Below are 20342 nucleotides of genomic sequence, written 5' to 3' on the forward strand. Positions count from 1 at the left end.
AAGCCTCGCCGGGAAACCGGCGGGGCTTTTTCGTTTTTCACCAGTAGTTCAGTTCGACCGTGACGCTGCCGCCTTCTTTTACTTCGACCACGGCCTTCTGATACACCGGCTTGCCGCGCTGGGCGCTGTTGCTGGTGCCCGCACCTTCGGTGGGGATGCCGATGAAGTTCCGGTCCAGCTTCGCGTTCGAGTTCGAGTCGTGGATCACGCTCACCGCGTAGCGGCCGGGCTTCACGTCGTGGAGCAGTATCTCGGTGGTTCCTTTTTTCGCCACCACGCGTCCTTGATACGCCGCCTTTCCCGTTTGGTCGGGGAAGCCGTCCTCCGCAGCAAAGAGCAGCGCGGAAACCTGACCGGAGTTGTCTTTGACCTTCGAAACCGTCAGGCGCACATCGCCGGCGAAGGCGGGTGCGGCGGCAAGGAGGGGGACGAGGAGCCAGCGGAGCATCCCCGATGCCTTGTCAGAAAAAATCCCCCGGCAAGCTCCGGAGAGGACCTTGCGGGAAACTACTAGCCGCTGCGGGTCCTGCCCGGTGTCGCGGCGGGGCGCGCCGGGAGCTTGACCCTTCCGTGCTGGCGGAGTTATTCTCCGATCATGGAAAACCCTCTTTCCGATGTGTTGCGGCACAAGGGAAGCCACGTTAGCCATGTGGCCCCTGATTCCACCGTGCAGGACGCGGTGCGGCAAATGAACCGCGAGCGGGTCGGAGCCCTGCTCGTGATGGTCGGCGATACGATCGTCGGGATCTTCACCGAGCGCGACTTGCTGAGCCGCGTGGTGGCGGAGGATCGCAGCCCGGGCAAGACCCTGGTGGGAGACGTGATGACCACCGAGATCGTGGCGGTGAAGCCCACCCGGACGGTGGGTGAGGCGATGCAGATCGTCAGCGAGAAGCGGATACGGCACTTGCCGGTGGTGGAGGATGGGTGCCTGCTCGGCATCATTTCCGCCGGGGATCTCACGCGTTGGACCGTAGCGGAGAAGGAGGGGCTGATCCATTCGCTGATGGATTATATTCAGGGGACTTATCCGGCGTGAGATTGAGGGAGCCTCCGTTTCGAGTGTGAAGAGCTGTCCCCTTTGTAGTCGCCGCTACGAGGGGCCGCTTCTAACATCGCGGCAAAGGAGGACCTTGATATGGACACCTCAACTCTGTTCTCGGTAGCGCCCACTTTCCCGATTGATGATGCCCGGATCCGGAGCAGGAGCCGGGAAACGATCCTGCGATCGGCGGTGACATGGGGGGCTCTCGGTGCTGCGGGGATTCTTGGTCTAGTGATGGATGCCGGGGTCTTCGGCTTCGGGCTCCTGCTCATCGTCGCTGTGTTCGCGCTGGGCAAATACTGGAGGAAGCAAGCCGCGAAGGTGGATGCCGCGAGTCTCCGCGATTTGATCAACGAGAGCAACGCGGTGCAGGATGCCGAGTTGCGGCGTATCATCGGTCATCTGGAAGCGAAGGGCTTGCCGCAGTATGCCTTGTGCCTCGGCCGCTTCCTCTTGCTCAAACAGCGGATCGAAAAGGACATCTATCGCGCCCAGCACCTCTCGCTTTTCGCGCAGGAGGTGGAGAAGGGTGTCGATGGTATTTGTAGTGAAGTCTGCCGCGAGATCACCCGCATCCGCGACCGTGAGGAGCAGCTCGGTGAGATCCTGACTTCACGCGATCCCGCGAAGCTGGAACGCTTGGAGAGCGCCCGCCGCGAATCCCACGCCGCGATGCTGCATGCCTATACCTCGATCTATCAGGTCCACGCCGAGATCCTCGGCCTTGGTCCCGACGCCAGCTTCCAGGCCCAGGCCGCGACGGCGGAAGACCAGCCCGGCAAGCGCTTGCAGGAGATCTTGAGCGGACTCAGCGATGAAGCCGACTTGATCGCGCGGACGCATGCGCGGATCCAGAAGACGATTACGGATTATCCGGTGAACGAGGGCGCGCGCCCGGTGGAGGTAGCCCAAGCCAACTAAGGTTCCACCTTGCCGCCAGCTTTTGAGGAGATTGGATTCTTCCGAGCCATGGCTCCTTCGAAGCTGACCTTCGTGTCTCCTTGCAAGAGATCCGTGCTCACCCACTGCGCCCCGCTCTTGAAAGCGGCCTCGCGCATCTTCTCATCCGGGCCCTTGGTATCCGAGCGGGTCCGTACCAGATACCCGGCCCTCACCAGCTTCTGGATTTTCTCCTGCTCCTTCTCCGGGTCGTTGCACTTGAACCAGGCCGCGGCGGGATCGCTCTCCTCCGGCGCGCTCACGAAGATCACCCGGCCCTCCAGGGACGGGTTGCCCTCCAGGTAACGGGCGCGGATCTCATCGGTGTTATCGAGGCAGAAGAGGAACTTTCCGCGCAGGTCATCCACCGTCGGCCAGCCCTTCTTGAGCACGGCTTCGCGCAGGGTAGAGGCATCGCTGCGGATATCATCCGGCTTCAGAATCTTTTTGGCAGGGATCGCCGCGAGCAGCTCCTGCTCCAGCTCTAGTAGGCGCTCGCGGGTGAGCGTCTCCGGTTTCACCGGCAGAGGTGTTTGCGGCTGGTCCTTGCACTCCAGCAGCACCATCACTGGCAGGTGCCGGGGGTGCTGATCCGACCAAGCATTCATCTGTTCCAGCGCCAGCTTGAGGCTCGGCACCGTGCTCCAGCAATCGATGTCCGGGACGTGCTGGACCTTGAAGCCCGGCTTGGCCAGCTCGCCGTTCGGATCGTAGGCCGGCGGGGTTTCGCCAGCGAGCTTGGCCAGCTTCAGGACAAAGGGATTTGCGAAGAGGCCGCCCTTGGTATCGGCGAAGATATCCAGTTCAAACTGCCGCACGCCCATGTCCAACTGGGTGGCCAGTGGCGGGTGGGTGTAGTTCCAGGCTTCCGCCTCCTTGTTGAACTTCACGATCGCCTTCATCAGAGCAGGCGGCGGTGCCATGTGGTAGGAGTTGTGGCTGCCGATCGCCTGGATCTGGTTCAGCTTGAGCTCATCGGCTGCGGCAGGAAGCGCCAGGGCGAGGAAGAGCAGGGCAGGGGTAAGACGCATGGCCCCACCCTAGGGAAGCGCCCGGGCTTGTAAACCTAGGTCCGACCGGAGCCGTGTGACCGATTCGTTACGGCGCTCGTGAGAAGCTCCCGCGCATGTCGTATATTTACATGCAAATTCTTGCGCTCCGAAAACCCACTGCTCACTCTGCCACCCATGGGCCTCGTCTCCCGCCTTCTGGTCCTTGCCGCCGCGTCGGCAATTCTTCCGGCTTCTGCTGCTGCTCCCTTCTTCGATCCCACCATGCCGGTGTACGGCTGTCCGGTGGACGCCGGCCCCGCGGGGGTGATGGCGCAGGGCCTTCTGCTCCAAGCGGGGGATGATGAGTGGGTGGTCTTTGACCAGGACCTGCTGCGGCCGGCGCTGTGGATCCATACTGCGAACGGCAAGCCGCCGGTTTCCCTGATCCTGATGTCCCAAGCATCTTGGGAGAAGCCGACCCAGAAGGGTGGCGTGAAGGTGCCGGTTGCGGAACCAGGAGTGGCGCTCGCTCCCGCTCTGCCGGGTATCGGTAGCAGCCCGGAGGATCTGCTCAAGGACCCGCGGCCCCAACATGGCAGTGATGCGGGGCGCGGCGGGTTGGAGGAGAGTGGGAGGCGCTTCGGCGGCTATCTGGTGGCGGGCAAGTCCGGCGTGCTCCAGTACGAGTGCAAGGGCACCCAGGTCCGCGAGTGGTATGAGGCGGATCGCAAGGGCCTGCGCCGACACTTCGCGGTGGCTCCCGGTGAGGAACTGCTTTTCCTGATCGCTGCCGGTGACTTCCAAGTCAGTGCCTCCGGTGCGACATCGCCGAAGCTCTCCGTCGCTTCCAATCATCCCGGGCTGAAACTGGAGATGCGGGATGGCAAGCTCTTCGCCCGCCTGGCTGCGGCCAAGCAGGAGCGCCGGGTGAGCCTCAGCTACGTCGAGGACAAGGTCTCCGCGGCGGGGAAGACGCCAGCTACCCCGGTTGCGACCGCCGCGCGTTGGCCGCAGGGCAGTGATGCGAAGATCCAGGAGGCCGCCAAGTCCGGCCCGGGCTGGCTGATGGACCGCATCGGCCTGCCGGACAACAATCCCTTCAAACGCCGCGTGCGTCCGGCGGATATCGTCTTCCTCACTCCGGACAAGGCGGCGGTGGTCACCTTCGAGGGCGACGTATGGCGCTTGAACATCGCCGCTGGCCGAGTGCGATGGACACGCATTGCCGCCGGTCTCTGCGAACCGCTTTCGATCGAGCAGGTGGGCGGAGTGCTGCAGGTCTTCACCCGCAATGGCATCATTCGCCTGCGCGATACCAACAACGATGGTGAGACCGATTTCTACGAGAACTATAGTAGTCTCGTCCACCAGAGCTCCGGCATGCGCGCCTACCCGCTGGACATGGAGGTGGATGAGACTGGCCGCACATGGTGCTCCACCGGCGGCATCGTCACCGATGACAAATCCCTGACCGGCAAGGCCAACCCGAATCCCCACGGCGGTGCGATCATGAGCATCTCGCCGGATGGCAAGAAGATCGAGGTCGTGGCGGCGCATGCCCGCGAGCCTTTCTTCGCCCGCGATCCGGAGAGCGGGCACATCACCATGTCGGAGCAGCAGGGGCATTGGGTGCCATCCTCCGGCAGCTTCCCGGTGATACCTGGTGCCGACTTCGGCTACGGCTCGCCCGATGTGAAGAACCTGCCCGCCGTCTGGGTGCCGCACGATCAGGATAGCTCTTCATCCTCGCCGATGTGGGTCCGGGGCAGCGCTTTCAAGGGCTGGGAGGGTGGCATCCTCGATCTCTCCTACGGCAGCGGGAAGCTCTTCCTGGTGCGTCCGGAGGCGAAATGGCCCGCCACTCAAGGCGCTGTGATTCCGCTGGAGATTGATACCGGTCTGCCGGTGCTCCACGGCCGCACCCAGCCGGGCGATGGCTCGCTCTGGCTTGCGGGCTTCCGTATCTACGATTCTCGCGCGCCGGAGTTGGAAGGCCTGGCACGGCTGCGGCCCGCGAAGGATGGGCTCGATACGCCGATCGATGCCAAGGTGGTCGGCTCCGGAGTCGTCCTTCAATTTGATGCTCCGCTTGATCCCGCCACCGTGAAGCCGGAAGCGGTGGAAGCGAAGGAATGGCAGTACAAGCGCAGCAGCAGCTATGGCTCGCCACGGCTGAAGCGCGATGGCTCGACCGGTGCCGATCCGGTGGCCACCGGTAGCACGATCTTGTCGAAGGACCGCAAGAGCGTCTTCATCCACATCCCGGGCTTGAAGCCGACCATGCAGTTGGAGATCTCCCACAAGTTTGCGACCGCAGGGGCGAAGGCCACACCACATTCGGTCTATTTCACCGTCAGCTCGCCGCCTGCTCCGGACTGGGCGGCGATGGGCTTTGATGCGCCGCAGCTTGATGGCTCCACCGCAGCGGTCCACAGCTCGGCCCCGGCGGATTCCAAGCCGAGTCCGGATTGGGGCAAGGATCTGGTGACCCGCTACGGCTGTATCGCCTGCCACTCGATCGATGGGACCAAGGAGGGGCACAGCGGTCCGACTTGGAAGGGGCTCTACGGTTCCGAGCGGCGCTTCTCGCAGGGCGGCAAGCCGCGCGTGGCGGATGATGCCTACTTGTTAGAGTCGATGCTCGAACCGGGGAAGGCGATCGTCGAAGGCTACAGCCTCGGCATGGGCAGCTACTCGGGCATTCTCAGCGAGCCGGAGTTACAGAGCATTGTCCTCTACATCCGCTCGCTGAAGTGAGCTCTGCTCAGGGGGCCTTGGTCGCAGGGCCCCAGCGGACCTTGATGAAGTCGGTGATGATGAAATAGGGCGTCCCGGCTTGGTTCGCCTTTTTCTCCACGGCCACCACCATCGGCACGCCGTCGCCGGCGAAGGCGGCATCCACTTCCTTTTTGTCCAAGCCACCACCGCCTTCGATCCAAGCGCGGTACTTTGCCAAGACCGGAGAATCCTTCGGCAGGAAGGCGAGCTGCTCGCGGTTCGGCATTGGTGGTGCCAGCAGGAAGCGCAGGAAGAGGGCTGCCTTGTCCTTGTCTGGCGGCGGGGAAGGCTTCACGTGCAGCATGAAGATGCCGCTCGCGCCCACCGGGCCATCGCGGAACTTCAGGAAATCATCCTCGTAAAAGCCGATGAAGGTTTCCCAATCCACCTTCGGGCCGTCTTCGGTCGGTAGCACGCCCACGGGCATGCCTTGCGGAAATGCCTCGGTCCGCACGATGTAGAGGTGGGCGCCTTGGGCGATGGTCGCCAGGCTGATGCCGGTATAGGCAATGGGGCTGTCTCCCGAGGTTGTCGCGCGCTTCTCCATCAGCTCGAGCACACCATCGGCCAGCAGCGTGTATTTCGAGCGGGCCTTCCAATCCGGGGCATCGAGGAAGGCGCGCAAGGTTTCGTCGAAGTTGAGCTTGGCCGGAAGAGGGCTGGGCTTCATCTCCGGGGCTTCGGCATGGGACGGAGACTCCGCCGGTGGATTGGCAGCCGGGGCTGGATTTGGGTTCCCGGCAGGTGGCGCTTTCGGCGTGGATGTTGGATTGGCGGGAGGGATCCGGAATCCCGGGCCTGTGGGCTGCTGATCGAGTCCTTGGTGGGTACCCCAGTAGAAGCCTGCCGCGCCAAAGGCCGCAGCGGTGACCAGCCAAGCGAGGGCCGGGACGCGGCGGGAGCGCGGCGGCCGGGCGGGGAGCGAAGGTTCTGGTTCAGGCTGGGGTGCCGGTGCGGGAAGCGGAGCCTCTGCGACAGGTTCCGGAGCAGGAGGTGCAGGGGGCTCCACTGCGGGAGCGGGCGGTGAAGGTGCTGCTTCTACAGCCGCTGGCGGCGGGGGCGCGGGGGCTTGAGGTGGCTCTGGAGCCGGTGGTTCGGGCGCGGGTGGGGCAGGAGGCGTCGGAGATACGAGTGTTGCCTCTACTCCGGGAAGCCGGGCCGGAAGCCCCTGACTCGGATCCGGGCTGATGATCTCCTGCCAGCAGCGCGGGCAGGGGCCTTGCAGGCCTGCGGCAGCCGCCGGGACCGAGAGGGTCACCCCACACGCAGGACAATCAAAGCGGAGCGGGGGAACGGGCGCTGCGGAACTCACCGCGGCAGGCTAAGCACACGGAGCGCCGGGTCAAGGCAGGGTCCGCTCGCGCTTTTGTGGCTCTTCCCGTTTACCGGGTGAGGCGGGATTCCGCGGCGAGTGCCTTGACGCAATCGCGTAGGTCGATGTCGCAGGACTCGAAAATCAAAAAGACAATTCGTTGATCTATCGAAGGGATTCGGGGTATATATTAATAAACCCAAAATATCAGCTAAAGCTGTGTCTATAATCTTTTCTTGTCGCTTATCGGTGACTTCGGCATCTTGCGATCCGACCCTCGCCACGTATCCCCACGTTGGCGTTCAGTTCACCCCCGCCCCCCGATGAATACCCCCTCCGCGTATTACTTGCGCTTTCTTGCCGTCGCCTTGGCTGGCACCGGTCTCGCCCGTGCGGGTGACGAGCCGAATTATCCCGACAATTGCTATCCGGACAATCGCGGCGTGACTTCCGCTTCGGTCGGCAGCGCTGTGCTCGGCTCGGCTTGGGCTGGAACTCACGATGTTGGCGGTCACTTGGCTGCGAATCGCGCTGGAATCCGCCCTGGCTCACGGCTGGTGGAGGAAAGCACCGTGGTCCCCGCCGGGGATTCCAAAGGTGGTATGGGTTCTGCAAAGGGTGCCAAGGTCGCGGCTATCGGGGTGCCGAAGCCGAACAAATGGGAAATCTACGGTTCGCTTTTCTATTACAACGAGGACCACGACGGCGACAGCTACAGCCGCCACTCGAAAAAGAAGAAATACGAGAAGAACGAGAAGTATGGGGAATACCAGGCCGGTGCCCTGATCTCGAATTTCGCCCGCGCTTCAGCAACTGCCACGGATACTTCGGAGGAAACCTTCGGTGGTAACGTCGGTCTCGAATATCATATCAACAGCGAGTGGAGCGTGGGTGCTGCCCTGGGTGCCTCCAATACCGATGTGGATATGGGCGGGAATGGCAGTTCGGATGTCGATAGCGTCGCGATCACTCCCTACATCACCTACTACCGCGCGGATGCCTTTGGCTACGCCGACCTTTGGGCAGACTTGCTGTATTCCTACGGGATGCATTCGATTGATACCCGCCGCTACACCGGCGGTGGCGTCGCCAGTGGCTCTCCGGATGCGGATACCCACACCATTGAGTTCAATGTGGGCCTGAACTTCGGCGAAGAAGACTTCGTCCACGGCCCCTATGCCGGTTTGCGCTACATCACCGGTTCGGTGGACGCTTATACGGAGGTCGGCCCGGGTGCGACTTACTTCGGTGAACAGGATCTGGACTCGTTGGTCTCGATTCTCGGCTATCAGGTGTCTTGGAAGCTGCGTGGCAAGAGCGGCTATTGGGTGCCGCAACTGCGTGCCGCTTGGGAACATGAATTTGAAGACGGCAACGTCAGCGCCTTTGGCATCCCGGGACAAACCGTCGACGAGGACATCGCCGTCATCGGTGCCAACCTGAGCTACTACTTCGAGAACGGCTGGAACCTTGGTATCGAATACGAAGGCCGCTTCGGCAGCAACACGGAAGGCCACTACGGTGGCGTCCGCGCCGGCAAGGAGTTCTAAATCCTGCCAGATCCCGATTCTTCAAAACGCCGTCCGGACCAGAGTCGGGCGGCGTTTTTCTTTGTCTCGCGAGGCGGGCTTCAGTTCGAGTTCTGCACCGCTTCCTTGAGCGGGCGCTTCACGACCAAGCCTTGCTCCACCGTCTGGCCGCCTTTGGTGACTGTCCGCTGAGTGATGCAGCCGGGGAGCGACAGGACAAGCGCGAGAAGGGAGAGCCGTTTCGCGAAACGTGGGAGCTTGATCATAGGCTTTGGGAGCTTGCCGGAAGACAAGGATAGCATCCGGGAAAGGACAAGGAGAAACCTTTGTGCCAATTGGGGGCCAAGCCGATAAGCGCCCGGTTATTCTCCCTTCACCGCGTCGCGCGGGATGCCGCGCATCTCGAAGATCCGGAAGATCGTGTCCTCGATCAGGTTGTTCGGGCAGGAGGCCCCGGCGGTGATGCCGATAACCACCGGCTTGTCGCCTAACAGCACGCCCGGATAGCTGCTCGCTATTTCCGACTTTTCGTGCAGGTCGAAGTGGACGATCTGCTCCAGCGACTCCAGGCAGGCGGCGTTGCGGATGAAGAAGGTCGGCAGCGATTGCTCGCCGATCTCGACGAGGTGGGTGGTGTTCGAGCTGTTATAGCCGCCGACCACGAAGAGCATGTCCATCGGCCGGCGCAACATCTCAAAGAGCGCGTCCTGCCGCTCCTGGGTAGCACCGCAGATGGTGTCGAAGAAGATGAAGCTGTCCGCGTTGCCATCGCGGGTTTCCACGGCGGCGCGGACCCGGCGCTGGATCTCCTCGGTCTCGCTCTTGAGCATTGTGGTCTGGTTCGCGACACCCACCTTGGCGAGGTGGAGATCCGGGTCGAAGCCTTGTGAGGCGGCGTGCGAGAAGCGCTTGAGGAAGGCCTCCTTGTCGCCGCCCTCGCGGATGTAGCGGCAGACCGCATCGGTCTCGTCGAGCGTCAGCACGATCAGGTAGTGGCCCTTGCCGTCATCGCCCATCGCGCGGGAGGCGGTGGCCTGGGTCTCCTCGTGGCCGGCCTTGCCATGGATGATCGAGGTGATGCCGTCCTTGGCGTAGCCGCGGACGCGGCGCCAGACCTTCATCACGTCGCCGCAAGTGGTGTCCACCACGTAGCAGCCGCGCTCCTCGATCTTCTCCATGAAGTTCGTTGGCGCGCCGAAGGCTGGCACGATCACCACATCGTCCTCGCTGAGCTTGTCGTAGTCGTCGGAGAGCTCCTTCCAAGGGAGCGAGACGATGCCCATGTCCACCAACTGGCGGTTGACCTCGGGATTGTGGATGATTTCGCCGATCAGGAAAATGCGCTGATCCGGGAAGACCCGCCGCGCCGCATAGGCGAGGTCGATCGCGCGCTCCACGCCGTAGCAAAAGCCGAACTGCTGGGCGAGGCGCACCGTGGTATTGCCGATCGTGATCTCACCGCCGTTTTCGCGGATTCTCTCCACGATCGACGAGCGGTAGTGGCGCTCCACCTCGGCGTTGACCTGGGTCATCACGTCCGGGCGGCGGACGTTCACGCGGGGGCGCTTCTGCTTGTCGGCGGCGGCTTCGCTCATGTTCTGTGCGGGCGATATAACGCCGCTTGGCCCCGGGACCAAATCATTTCCCACGACCGGGGAAAGAGCAGGACCACGATGGATGGGATGGATAGGATGGGACTGATTTCCAATTGATCAGGCCGGGTGGGAGCAGGCTTTCGATTCCGGGTCAGGTGTCGACTCAGCACCCTCCATTCACCAGATCGGCAATTGCAGCCAAAACACGGCTCTTCGCGTCCGACGCTTCGTCGAGTCGGTATTCCTCCGCCGACCGGGGCTTGAGGAACTTGAAGAAGTTGATCAGGTCGATCCCGCAGTGCGGATCTTCTCTCCTCCGGCGTTCAAAGTAGCGCATCTCGGTCTCAGCCTCCTGCCAGAGGTCAATTTCGGCCAAACAACAAATCCGGGCCTCCATGAGCCGGTCGGCAAGAATCGGGTGCGGAGATTGTCCGATGGCTTCCGCGTTCAGACTGAGGGCCAAGACTGCGGCTTTTGAGATCTGACCTTGATCCATCCAGAGATGGAGAATGCAGAGGATTGCGGGCAGATAGCCCTTCCGGCAGGCCAAGGACCGGGTGGCAGCTGCGAGGCAAGACGCTTCCCATTCGTGACGGGCCTCCGGGCAGTCGACGAAATCCCTGCACCTGAGCAGGTAGGCCGCCCGGCTCGCTGCATACCAGCATTCCCATGGGCGCTCGTGTCGGTGGGCAAGACCCACGGCGGCTTGATACGCGTCCTTCAGTAGCCCGGCTTGCTTGTTCTCAAGCGAATCGCCACTCCCGATGAGATCCCATATCTCTTCCAATTGCATTTTCCATCCAAGTTGCTGCCTCCTCGAATGCCAAGACGGGCCTACGACTCTTTTTGCGTGGAACTCTTCTTTGTCAAAATCGGGAGGCTCAGCAGGCAAAACAACACCACGCACAGCACCTGCATCCAGATCAGGTAAATCGGCCACGGGCCCATTTGGTCCAGCAGGCTGGGATTGACCGGCTTGTGCTCGGTGAAGCCGAAGTTCGTGTGCATCGACTTGTTCACGATCATCACCCCCACAAAGTACACGTTCGCCCAGAGCCAGGCCCGCAGCGGATCCTTCCACCACGGGCGCTCGGCCCGCCAGCCATTCACGATCGGCAGGTAGAAGGCGGCACCGACTACCGCGAAGTGGTGGACGAAGAAGGCGACGAAGGCAGGGTGGGGGAAGCCGATCGTGATCGCAGGCGTGGCCAGCGCCTGCACCGTGGCCGCCAGCCCCCAGAAGTAAGTCAGCACCGCCAGGAGACGCTTCTGGGTTAGCAACGCGAAGCCACCGACGAAGGCGGCGATATCGCAGAGCTGGAGAGGCAGGGCGCTGTCCAAGTCCTCGTCCCCTTCATACATCGACCACGCGAACTGGGTGTAGGCGAAGGCTGCGAGGCAGAGGAAGGCCAGGATACAGCGGGCGATTCTCTCATTCCGCGGACTCGACTTTCCCAAGACGACCAGCACCACGACACCTACCGCGCCGGCCACCAAGGCCCAGCCGTGCATCGCGGTGAAGGGTTTGAAGACCGGCGGCATGGCTCCAGCCAATCCGGGTACGCGTTTCGCCGCAAGCCTGCTTCCTGATAGGCGGACCTCAGGGGTCAATGGCTGGTATCCTCTTTCACCGGCTCAGGCGGCCACGACTTTCCATCGGGTAACGAGAATCGGACGGCGGGGTCGCTGGCATTGATATCCGAGCCGGTCAGGGAGGCGGACACGGAGGCATCCTTGAGCGGCAGCCGTTCGCCTCGGGCGAGGCGCTCATGGTTTTTCCGGAGGAACTCGCGCCAAGCATCGCGGATGGCAAAGCGCTGCTCGTGGGTGAAGTTGCTGTTTCCCCCGCCGGAGCCCGAGGTGAGATCGAGGGTACCGGTCGCCAACTCCCTCAGAGCCTCGTACATGTGTTCCTGGTCGGTGATCACCTCGCACCAGGCTTCCCACAGCTCCACCCGCGCGCCGAGGGCTTGGGCTGCGGAGCTCGCAGCGGACTGCACGAAAGTCTCATGCGTGGATTCCACGATCTGGCAGAGCGGCCGAATGAACGCCTTCCGTCCTGATTTCCCGGCCACCTCGCAGGCGGAGCGTAGGACGCCCCAGTCCTTGTCTTCCAAGGCTTTCATCAATGCCGGCTCAAACTCGTCGGGAACCGGCGTCGGTATTGCGAGGATGGCGTTCTGCCGGAAGGTGGGAGGATTCGCATCGCTGAAGGCAATGACCGTTTGTTTCCAGCGGTCGGTCGCGGGGCGTGGGATGTTAGGGTCGGCCAGTTCGCGGAACTGGGCGAGAATCACGGCGGATCCGCCGCTGGGATCGGGCCCGAGCCTCCAGCCGCGGCCTCGCAAGGCGTCGATGGCTTGGATCAGGCAGCGCAGGGGTGCTGGCGCGTCGAGTGTGTTGGCTCCCTTGCCGGAACGGATTTCCCAAGGGCCGTCGAGCGCGGCCTGGGTGGCCTCTAACAGCGGCTTTGCTTGGGATGCATCGCCTTGGGCTTGGATGAACGAGGCACCGAGCTCCACGGTGGCGGCGTCTCTGCTGCGAAGCATGGTGAGCGCGGCTCTGAGCAGCCGCTCGCGGAATTTCGGATCCCAATCCTGCCGGGGAGTTTCGTCGCCAAGACTCGGTAAGCGCATTCTCAACGCAGCCCCGGAAGCCTTGACGACATCGGCTGACGGGCTCTCCAACAAGTCCAGCAGCGCCTGGAAGGCTGCAAGCCCGCGAATGCCGGCGATGCCTGTGACGGCATTCGCATGACCCGCCTTGGCCTCCTGAATGAGGGCGGGGAGGAAGATCTCGTGCCGCAGTTTGTCGAGTTGGAAGCGCCGGTCCCAGTCATCACCTCCGGAGGAGAGATCACGCACACGGTCAAGGATCTCCTCGGCGGTGGGCATGATGACCTCGATGTTGGCCTTGGCCACCGGGTGCGGGTGTTTCTCCTCCACCAGCCAACCCAAGTCATGACAGGCTTCCACGGTGTAGGTGCCTGCGCCAGGCAACGCCACATATCCCGGCAGTGGAAACTTGATGTCGGCTGATTCTCCCGGACCGATTTTTTGGCTACCTCCAAGGCCGCCGAAATTCGGCGATTTCACGCTTTCGTCGGGCAGCACCTTGCCCTCGGAATCCGTGACCCGGATCTTCAATCTCAAGGGGAAACCTGTTCCCCGGTAGTCTCCGCCGGTTGAGATCTCAAAGGGCTCGCTGCCGGCATTGGTCACGGTGAAAACCCCGGGGACCGCATCGCCGAGCCTTACCTTCTCCGGCAGTTTCAGGCTGACCTTTGCCCCGGCTGGGACGGGTAATTTTGCGCCGAATTCGGTCGCGATCGGCAAGGTGTTTCCCCCTTGCGCTGTTGGAAGGACGAGAAGAAGGCAGGCAAGAAAGCAGGGAATTTTCATCAACGGAGCAGGGTTTCCTCTTCTGAAGACCCGTCCAATCGACTTCTGTTGGTAGATTTCTGACTTTTTTAGCCGAGCGCCCAAGCGCGGGACTGCTTGGCTATTTCTTGTCCTCCACCTTGATCTCCACGTCGCCGGTCTTCTTGTCGCGGTCCACTTTCAGGCTGCCGCCGGGAGTCTGGACGTCCATCACCCGTTCCTTTTGGCGGCAGCCGGCGCCAATGGTGCAGGCGAGGGCTGCGAGGAGAAGGAGGCTGTTTCGGAATTTGGCGTTCATGGATCGTATTGGGTATCGTGACATCCTAGCCCATCTCGCCGCTTCCGCCAATGACTTGCTAGATTCCCGGTTTCCGTGCCGCAGGAAGGACTTAGCGGTGCTCCTCCTGCGCCCAAATGATGGCATTCGTGAAGCCGAGCCCTAGCCGCTGGCCGACCAGATCGTAGTCGTAGCCGTAGCCATCGATCGAGCCGGTAGCCAGTTCCCGAAGCTGCGAGGAAGCCTGGCTGAACTGACCGATGCTGCTGCGCGGAATCTGATGCGGCTCCTTCGCGGTCTCCAGCTCATGGTTCGCGGCATCGATCGCATCCGCGCACTTGAGGAAGGTGTCTTTGGCCTTCTCCGGGATCGCGAAAGTCCCTCGCTCGACTGCGCTGGCATTCCGGGCTTCCAGATAGGCGGGCAGCACTCCGTAGAAGTCCGTGGTGGCCTTGGAAAGGGCGTTGATGGCGCCTTGGTAGCGGCCGTCCAACCCTGCCTCGCGGAGGGCTGTGGGAAGCGCGGGCGTCTTCAGGATCGCGCCTGCTGCCACGTCTTCCGGCTTGGCGAGCCCGTTGACCCGGGCCACGAAGCCGGAAAACTTCTCATGCCCATATGCCCTCCTGGCGACAGCCCCCAGATTGGATCCCGCCTCGACCTTGACCGCCACGATCGGCGGCGCGGGAATCTCCGCCTCGGTGACGACCGGCAGCACCGGGGGCGGGGGAGAGGCAGGCTTGGGAACCGGAGTTGCAACCACTTTGACCGGTTTTTGGCAGCTGCAGAGGGCGATCGCGGCGAGAAGTGGCAAAAGCAACGGTTTCATGGGCGGATCTACTGAGGCTCAAGGGGCGAGCCTCGGGGCGCAACTGTACTCCTCATCTCTCCCGGCACAAGAACTCGGCGTTTCCCGCCGTTGACGCCGGGCCGTTTCCCCCCTGAAATGCGCGCCCCCGGCGAGGTCCGGGTGTGTATATGGACTATTCGCAGAAAATCGCCCGTCAGATCGCCGGCATTCCCCGCTCGGGAATCCGCGATTTCTTCGAGCTCGTCCAAGGCCGGGAGGGCGTGATCTCCCTCGGCGTTGGTGAGCCCGACTTTACGACTCCTTGGCATATTCGCGAAGCCGCCATCTACGCCTTGGAGAAGGGCCACACTTCTTACACCTCCAATCTGGGCCTGCCAGCACTGCGCAAGGCCATCGCCCGCTACGTTTCTGATTTCTTCCACGTCGAGTACGAGGGCCTCACCGAGGTGCTCGTGACCGTGGGTGTGTCCGAGGCCATCGACATCGCCCTGCGCGCCCTGATCAATCCGGGCGACGAGGTGATCTACCACGAGCCCTGCTACGTTTCCTACTCGCCGAGCATCGTGATGGCCTATGGCACCGCGGTGGGCGTGCACACGCGCAAGCGCGACGGCTTCTCGCTGAAGCCGGAAGAACTGGCGAAGGCGATCACGCCGAAGAGCCGGGTGCTGATGCTCAACTTCCCGACCAATCCGACCGGCGCGACCGCGAACCGCGAGGACTTGGAAGGCATCGCAAAGCTCTGCATCGAGCACGACCTCTTCGTTCTAACGGATGAGATCTACAGCGAGCTGCGCTACGACGCGAATGAAGAGCATGTCTCGATCGCCTCGCTGCCAGGGATGAAGGAGCGCACGATCCTGCTGCACGGCTTCTCGAAGGCCTTCGCGATGACCGGTTTCCGCCTAGGCTATGCCTGTGCGCCGCAGCCGATCACGGAGGCGATGATGAAAATCCACCAATACTCCATGCTCTGCGCGCCGATCATGAGCCAGATGGCCGCGATCGAGGCGCTGGAGAACGGAGCGCCGGAAGTGGCGAAGATGCGCGATGCCTACCATCAGCGCCGTGACTTCCTGGTGAAGCGCCTGAACCAGATGGGCCTCAGCTGCCACTCGCCGGGCGGTGCTTTCTACGTCTTCCCGGACATCCGCGAGACCGGCCTGTCCTCGAAGGATTTCGCCATGCGCCTGCTCGAAGAGGAAGGCGTGGCCGCAGTCCCGGGGAGTGCCTTCGGCACCTCGGGCGAGGGTTTCCTGCGCTGCTGCTATGCCACCGGCTTCGATGACCTGAAGCTGGCCATGGACAAGATGGAGCGTTTCGTCGGCAGACTAGGCTGAAGTTCTGGCAGGAGCGGCGCATGCAGGACGAATCTCCCCATCGGCCTTCATCCGCGTCGCTCCATTTGCAGGGCACGGATCAGTGGATCCGTGCCCAAGTCCTGCCCTTCGCTGTCTTCCTTGGCTTCAATCTGCTACTGCAGATCTTCGCCACCTTCTGCGGTTCCAGCAATCCTGCTGCGCCGTGGTGGCGCCAGACGCCCGAGCAATGGCTGTATCCCATCCAGACCCTGGTCTGCCTCGGAATCCTGGTGCAGCGTTGGAAGTACTATGAGTTTCGTTGGTCGGCCAAGTGGTGTCTGGTTGGCGTGGTCTTCGGTGCGGTCGGCATTGGCTTTTGGCTGCTGCCGACCATCGCGTATGAGCGGCTGGGACTGAGCGGGCCGACCGAAGGCTGGCAGAAGTGGCTCGGCCTGGCGGAGCGCGAGAAGGGCTTCAATCCCGGCGCGGTCTTCGGCGCCGGCACACCGGCCTACTGGGCGGCGCTGATTCTGCGTTTCCTCCGCGCGGCGGTCGTGGTGGCGATGATCGAGGAGATCTTCTGGCGTTCCTTTCTGATGCGCTTCGTCATGGATCGGGAAGGGGACTACTGGAAGCGGCCCTTCGGCCAGGCTTCATGGAAGTCCTTCGCCATCGTGACCGGCCTCTTCATGGTCGCGCACTCTCCGATCGATTACGCCGGGGCCTTGATCTACGGCTCCTTGACCTACATTCTCTGCATCTGGACCAAGAACCTCGGTGCTTGTGTGACCATGCATGCCACGGCGAATTTCCTAATGGGCTTGTTTGCCGTGATTTACGGCAAGTATGGGCTGTGGTGAAGTGGTGGGGGCTACCGCACCACTTCTTCTCATCCCTTTACCTTCACTTTCACGACGGTCGATAAGCCAGGGCGCAGGCTCTCCTCAAAGCCCTTCACGGACTCTGTCTCGAACACAATCTTCACCGGCACACGCTGGACCACCTTGGTGAAGTTCCCGGTCGCATTGTCCGGTGGCAGGAGCGCGAACTGCGCCCCGGTCGATGGGGCGATGCTCTCGATGTGTCCGGCAAAAGCCTTCCCGCCCAAGGCATCCACTTCGATCTCCACCGCTTGGCCCGGCTTCACGGACTTGAGCTGTGTCTCCTTGAAATTCGCCACCACCCAGTAGCCGTCTTCCACGAGGGCGAAGACCGGCTGGCTTTCCTGCACGCGGTTGCCCGTCTCGATGTTGCGGTTGCCGACCAAGCCATCCGCCGGGGCCATGATCTTGGTATCGGCATACTGGCGCTCGGCTTCGTGCAGCGCGGCGGCTTGGCCTTCTACCGTCGCCTTGGCCACGCCGACTTCGGCTTCGGCCACCTTCACCGCGGCCTCGCTGGTGTGCTTCTTCGCCTGTGTAGCCAAGAGCATCGCCTTGGCTCCTTCTAGAGCGGCGGTGCTGGTGGCCACCACGCTGCGGCTGGTATCCACTTCGGCAGCGGAGACCGCGCGAGTGCCGCCGCTGGAGAGGCTGTTGTTGCGCTGGTAGTTGGTGTTCGCCAGCTCGAGCTGTGCTTCCGCCAGTTTCACCGATGACTCGGCATTCGCCATCTGGGCCTCGGCTTGGAGCACCTCCGCCTTGCTCCGTTCGAGTGCCGCCTCGGCCTCGCCTTCACCAGCCTCCGCCTGCGCTTTCGCCGCATTCAGCTTCTGCCGCGCGATCTCGAATTCCAGCGGATCGATCTCCGCCAGCTCTTGGCCGGCTTTCACGCGTTGGTTCTCCTGCACCAGCACCTTCAAGACCGGCCCACCGACGCCGGGGCTAATGCGGTGGATGTGTGCCGTCACGTAGGCATCATCGGTTGTTTCGTAGGCGATCGACTCGTGGATGAAATTTGCGGCCCATGCGCCGCCGCCGACGACCACGCCCAAGGCGAGGAGTCGCGGCAAGACACTGCGCCGCTTCTTTCCTGCGGGCGGGCTCTGGTTTTCGGGTGAATCGGTGGACTCGGACATGGTGTAAACGGGTGAGTGTGGAAAAAGGTTCAGTGCGCGGATGCCGCTGCATCGGAGGCGTCCTTGTTCGACTTGTTGCCGCCTAACAGAAACAGTAGTGGCAGCGTCACGATGAAGATCAGGGCGACATACAAGAAGACATCGCCATAGGACTGGAGCATCGCCTGGCCGGAGACGATCCGGTCGACCAGCCCCAGTGCTTGGTCATGGGCCGCCTGGTGGCTGCCCGCGTGCGGGGCCATGGCTCCGGTGAGCATCTCCATACGCTCGCCGAATTGCGGCCGATATTCTGAGATCCGCTCGACCAGCACCGAGCGATGCAAGGCCTGGCGCTGCACGACCACGGTGGTGATCAGGGCGATGCCGATGCTGCTGCCGAGCTGGCGTGTCAGGCTGTAGAAGCCGGCACCTGCCGCGAGGTCCTTTTTGGGCAAGGGGCCGAGTGTCGCGATACTAAGCGGCATGAACATCATCACGCTGCCGAAGCCACGCGCGATCAGCGGCCAGAACAGCTGATGCGTCCCGGTATTGGGATTGATGTTCATCAGCAGGAAGCCGGTCAGGCTAGTGCAGAGCGCGCCTGCGAAGATCATCACCCGCGGCGGGAACTTGCCGCCGATGCGGCCGTAGAGAACCATCATGATCGCGGATGCCACGGCACCGGGCGCCAGGACCAAGCCGCTCTGCAGGGCGGTGTAGTGCAGGTAATCCTGCACGAAGACCGGCACCGCGAACATGATCCCATACAGGCCCATTCCGAGGATCGCGGAGTACATGCTGCCGCCGATCATCGAGCGATGGCGCAAGACCCGAAGATCCACCGCGGGGTGCTCCGTGGTCAACTCGCGCCAAATGAAGAGCGCGATGCCGATCACGCTGGCCACCGCCACGGTGCGGATGAAGTTCGAGTCGAACCAATCCTCCTGCTGGCCTTCCTCCAGGAAGATCTGGAAGCAGGCCAGGCCCACCGCCAGCAGGCCAATGCCGGTCCAGTCGACCTTGCCCGTGCGGTTGATGTCCTCCTTGCGGTCGGAGGGCATGAAGGTCAGGCACATCAGCACCGCGAGGATGCCCATCGGCAGATTGATGAAGAAGATCCAGCGCCAGCCCATGTTGTCCGTGAGCCAGCCGCCGAGCACCGGGCCAAGTGCCGGTCCCACGATCACACCGAGGCCGAAGATCGCTTGGGCGATGGGCCGCTCCTTCACCGGGAAGGCCTCAAAGACGATCGACTGCGCCTTTGCCAGCAGGCCACCGCCCGCCAGCCCTTGCAGCACCCGTGCGAAGATCAGCATGCCCAGGCTGTGCGAGATCCCACAGAGCAAGGAAGCCATGGTGAAGCCGATCAGAGAGAAGACGAAGTAGTTCCGCCGCCCGAAGCGGTAGCCGAGCCAGGCGGAGAGGGGGATGATCACCACGTTCGCGCAGGCATAGCTGGTGGAGATCCAACCGGCTTCGGAGAGGGTAGCGCCGAGATTGCCGCGGATGTTCGGCAGCGCTACGTTGGCGATCACGGTATCGATTACCTCCAGGATCGCGCCCAGCGAAGCTGCCAGCGCGATCACCCACTTCAGCCAGCCCTTCTCTAACAGGCGTGCCGCCAGCGGACTCAGCAAGGCCGGGTCCGAACCATACAAATTGACGCCGGGTGTGCTCATCAGGCGAGGAGATCCTCCTTGCCGATGGCCCGCACGATCAGGTCGATACAGGCTTTCAGGTAGCGCTCGCGCCCGTAGTCCAGCTTCAGCGGACCATCGCAGCGCAGGGCGTGGGTGAAGATCATGCCGCCCAATTGGTCGACCACGATCACCGGTTCGACTTCTGCCACGATTCCGCCGCGGGCCTGCATATCGAGGAGACGTTTGATCAATTCCTCGCGCCGCGCCTTGAAGATCGATCGCAGCACCTTGAGTTCATGTTCCTCGAACTTGCGGATCTCGCCGATCAGGCTGCGGACCAGCGCGATGTTGCGGGTCATCACCTCGTATTCGGCCTCGACGAAAGCGGTGATCACTTCGCGGAGGGGAGCGTCCGGCGGCAAGGCGCCGAAGCGCTCGGCCTGCGGGCTCGCCTTCGGCTCATACATCTTCTCCAGAACCGCGGTGAGGAGTTGGTACTTGGTGCCGAATTTCCGGAATAGGGTCACTTCATTCACTCCCGCCTCACGCGCGATCTCGCGGGTCGTCGCGCTGCTCAGGCCGTCGCGCGCGAAAACCACGGCTGCGGCTGCGACCAGGCGCTCCTCGGCGCTGGCCTTGGGGCCGGTCTTTTCAGGAGTGGGGGAGGGCTTGGCTTTGGTTGCCATGATGCATGCAAGTGGTTGCTTGCATTAGTTGGCCGAGAGTGGGCCGGGCTCAAGCGGAATTTCT

19 protein-coding genes are annotated in these 20342 nt (G+C 62.7%); 6 read left to right on the plus strand and 13 right to left on the minus strand.

The genetic code is table 11. From position 1 onward, the window contains the following. Positions 1-37 precede the first annotated feature (37 nt). The gene (locus BV071_RS36000) at positions 38-448 is read right to left on the minus strand and encodes a DUF2141 domain-containing protein (protein WP_052574068.1); all 411 of its coding nucleotides are present in this window, start codon (positions 446-448) and stop codon (positions 38-40) included. A 147-nt stretch (positions 449-595) separates the two neighbouring features. Between BV071_RS36000 and BV071_RS36005 the strand changes: the two genes are divergently transcribed. Next, positions 596-1039: a CBS domain-containing protein gene (locus tag BV071_RS36005; protein ID WP_035615533.1), complete on the plus strand. Its 444-nt coding sequence runs from the start codon at positions 596-598 to the stop codon at positions 1037-1039. 240 nt (positions 1040-1279) lie between these two features. Beyond that, positions 1280-1966 (plus strand): hypothetical protein, encoded by a 687-nt coding sequence (locus BV071_RS30300; protein ID WP_035615534.1) that lies wholly within the window; start codon positions 1280-1282, stop codon positions 1964-1966. On the opposite strand, the gene BV071_RS30305 is transcribed toward BV071_RS30300, so the two are convergent. After that, on the minus strand, positions 1963-3015 hold the full coding sequence (locus BV071_RS30305) for a Ca2+-dependent phosphoinositide-specific phospholipase C (protein ID WP_035615536.1): 1053 nt from the start codon (positions 3013-3015) through the stop codon (positions 1963-1965). The genes BV071_RS30300 and BV071_RS30305 overlap by 4 nt on opposite strands. 120 nt (positions 3016-3135) lie before the next feature. Here BV071_RS30305 and BV071_RS30310 point away from each other — a divergent pair, with 120 nt between their 5' ends. Beyond that, positions 3136-5733, plus strand: a complete 2598-nt coding sequence (locus BV071_RS30310; RefSeq protein ID WP_265595091.1) for a cytochrome c — start codon at positions 3136-3138, stop codon at positions 5731-5733. Positions 5734-5740: 7 nt separating this feature from the next. On the opposite strand, the gene BV071_RS30315 is transcribed toward BV071_RS30310, so the two are convergent. After that, entirely contained in the window at positions 5741-6424 is a 684-nt protein-coding gene (locus tag BV071_RS30315; RefSeq protein WP_035615539.1) for a hypothetical protein, read from the minus strand. Between the two features lie 965 nt (positions 6425-7389). Here BV071_RS30315 and BV071_RS30325 point away from each other — a divergent pair. Next, positions 7390-8616 carry an autotransporter domain-containing protein gene (locus BV071_RS30325; RefSeq protein ID WP_081886336.1) on the plus strand — a complete coding sequence of 409 codons (1227 nt, stop codon included), beginning with the start codon at positions 7390-7392 and terminating at the stop codon, positions 8614-8616. A gap of 80 nt (positions 8617-8696) precedes the next feature. Here BV071_RS30325 and BV071_RS36010 read toward each other — a convergent pair whose 3' ends face one another. The 7 genes from BV071_RS36010 to BV071_RS30350 form a co-directional block, all read right to left on the minus strand. After that, the gene (locus BV071_RS36010) at positions 8697-8861 is read right to left on the minus strand and encodes a hypothetical protein (protein WP_265595092.1); all 165 of its coding nucleotides are present in this window, start codon (positions 8859-8861) and stop codon (positions 8697-8699) included. Between the two features lie 96 nt (positions 8862-8957). After that, the gene (locus tag BV071_RS30330) at positions 8958-10190 is read right to left on the minus strand and encodes a 4-hydroxy-3-methylbut-2-enyl diphosphate reductase (protein WP_035615546.1); all 1233 of its coding nucleotides are present in this window, start codon (positions 10188-10190) and stop codon (positions 8958-8960) included. Positions 10191-10353: 163 nt separating this feature from the next. Continuing rightward, on the minus strand, positions 10354-11130 hold the full coding sequence (locus BV071_RS30335) for a hypothetical protein (protein WP_265595093.1): 777 nt from the start codon (positions 11128-11130) through the stop codon (positions 10354-10356). After that, a complete protein-coding gene (locus BV071_RS30340; protein WP_035615549.1) occupies positions 11025-11732 on the minus strand; it encodes a TIGR02206 family membrane protein in 708 nt (235 codons plus the stop codon). Before BV071_RS30340 ends, BV071_RS30335 begins: the two co-directional genes overlap by 106 nt. A 65-nt stretch (positions 11733-11797) precedes the next feature. Then, positions 11798-13591, minus strand: coding sequence for a HEAT repeat domain-containing protein (locus BV071_RS30345; RefSeq protein WP_035615551.1), 1794 nt, complete (start codon positions 13589-13591; stop codon positions 11798-11800). A gap of 100 nt (positions 13592-13691) precedes the next feature. Continuing rightward, positions 13692-13868 carry a hypothetical protein gene (locus BV071_RS36015; RefSeq protein WP_265595094.1) on the minus strand — a complete coding sequence of 59 codons (177 nt, stop codon included), beginning with the start codon at positions 13866-13868 and terminating at the stop codon, positions 13692-13694. A 91-nt stretch (positions 13869-13959) separates the two neighbouring features. After that, a complete protein-coding gene (locus tag BV071_RS30350; RefSeq protein ID WP_265595095.1) occupies positions 13960-14673 on the minus strand; it encodes a hypothetical protein in 714 nt (237 codons plus the stop codon). A gap of 149 nt (positions 14674-14822) precedes the next feature. On the opposite strand from BV071_RS30350, the gene BV071_RS30355 reads away from it, so the two are divergent. Continuing rightward, complete coding sequence (locus BV071_RS30355) at positions 14823-15995, plus strand: aminotransferase class I/II-fold pyridoxal phosphate-dependent enzyme (RefSeq protein WP_035615555.1); 1173 nt, start codon at positions 14823-14825, stop codon at positions 15993-15995. A 20-nt stretch (positions 15996-16015) separates the two neighbouring features. Continuing rightward, positions 16016-16816: a CAAX prenyl protease-related protein gene (locus BV071_RS30360; protein WP_081886337.1), complete on the plus strand. Its 801-nt coding sequence runs from the start codon at positions 16016-16018 to the stop codon at positions 16814-16816. A 29-nt stretch (positions 16817-16845) separates the two neighbouring features. Here the strand turns inward: BV071_RS30360 and BV071_RS30365 are convergent, their stop codons facing one another. Genes BV071_RS30365 through BV071_RS30375 form a run of 3 tightly spaced genes read right to left on the minus strand, consistent with a single transcriptional unit; the run spans position 16846 to position 20278 of the window. Continuing rightward, entirely contained in the window at positions 16846-17973 is a 1128-nt protein-coding gene (locus BV071_RS30365) for an HlyD family secretion protein (protein ID WP_052574070.1), read from the minus strand. Between the two features lie 29 nt (positions 17974-18002). Further along, the gene (locus tag BV071_RS30370; RefSeq protein ID WP_081886338.1) at positions 18003-19631 is read right to left on the minus strand and encodes a DHA2 family efflux MFS transporter permease subunit; all 1629 of its coding nucleotides are present in this window, start codon (positions 19629-19631) and stop codon (positions 18003-18005) included. Then, positions 19631-20278: a TetR/AcrR family transcriptional regulator gene (locus BV071_RS30375; protein ID WP_052574071.1), complete on the minus strand. Its 648-nt coding sequence runs from the start codon at positions 20276-20278 to the stop codon at positions 19631-19633. Before BV071_RS30375 ends, BV071_RS30370 begins: the two co-directional genes overlap by 1 nt. Between the last annotated feature and the right edge of the window lie 64 nt (positions 20279-20342).

The organism is Haloferula sp. BvORR071, assembly GCF_000739615.1.
GTDB lineage: Bacteria > Verrucomicrobiota > Verrucomicrobiia > Verrucomicrobiales > Akkermansiaceae > Haloferula.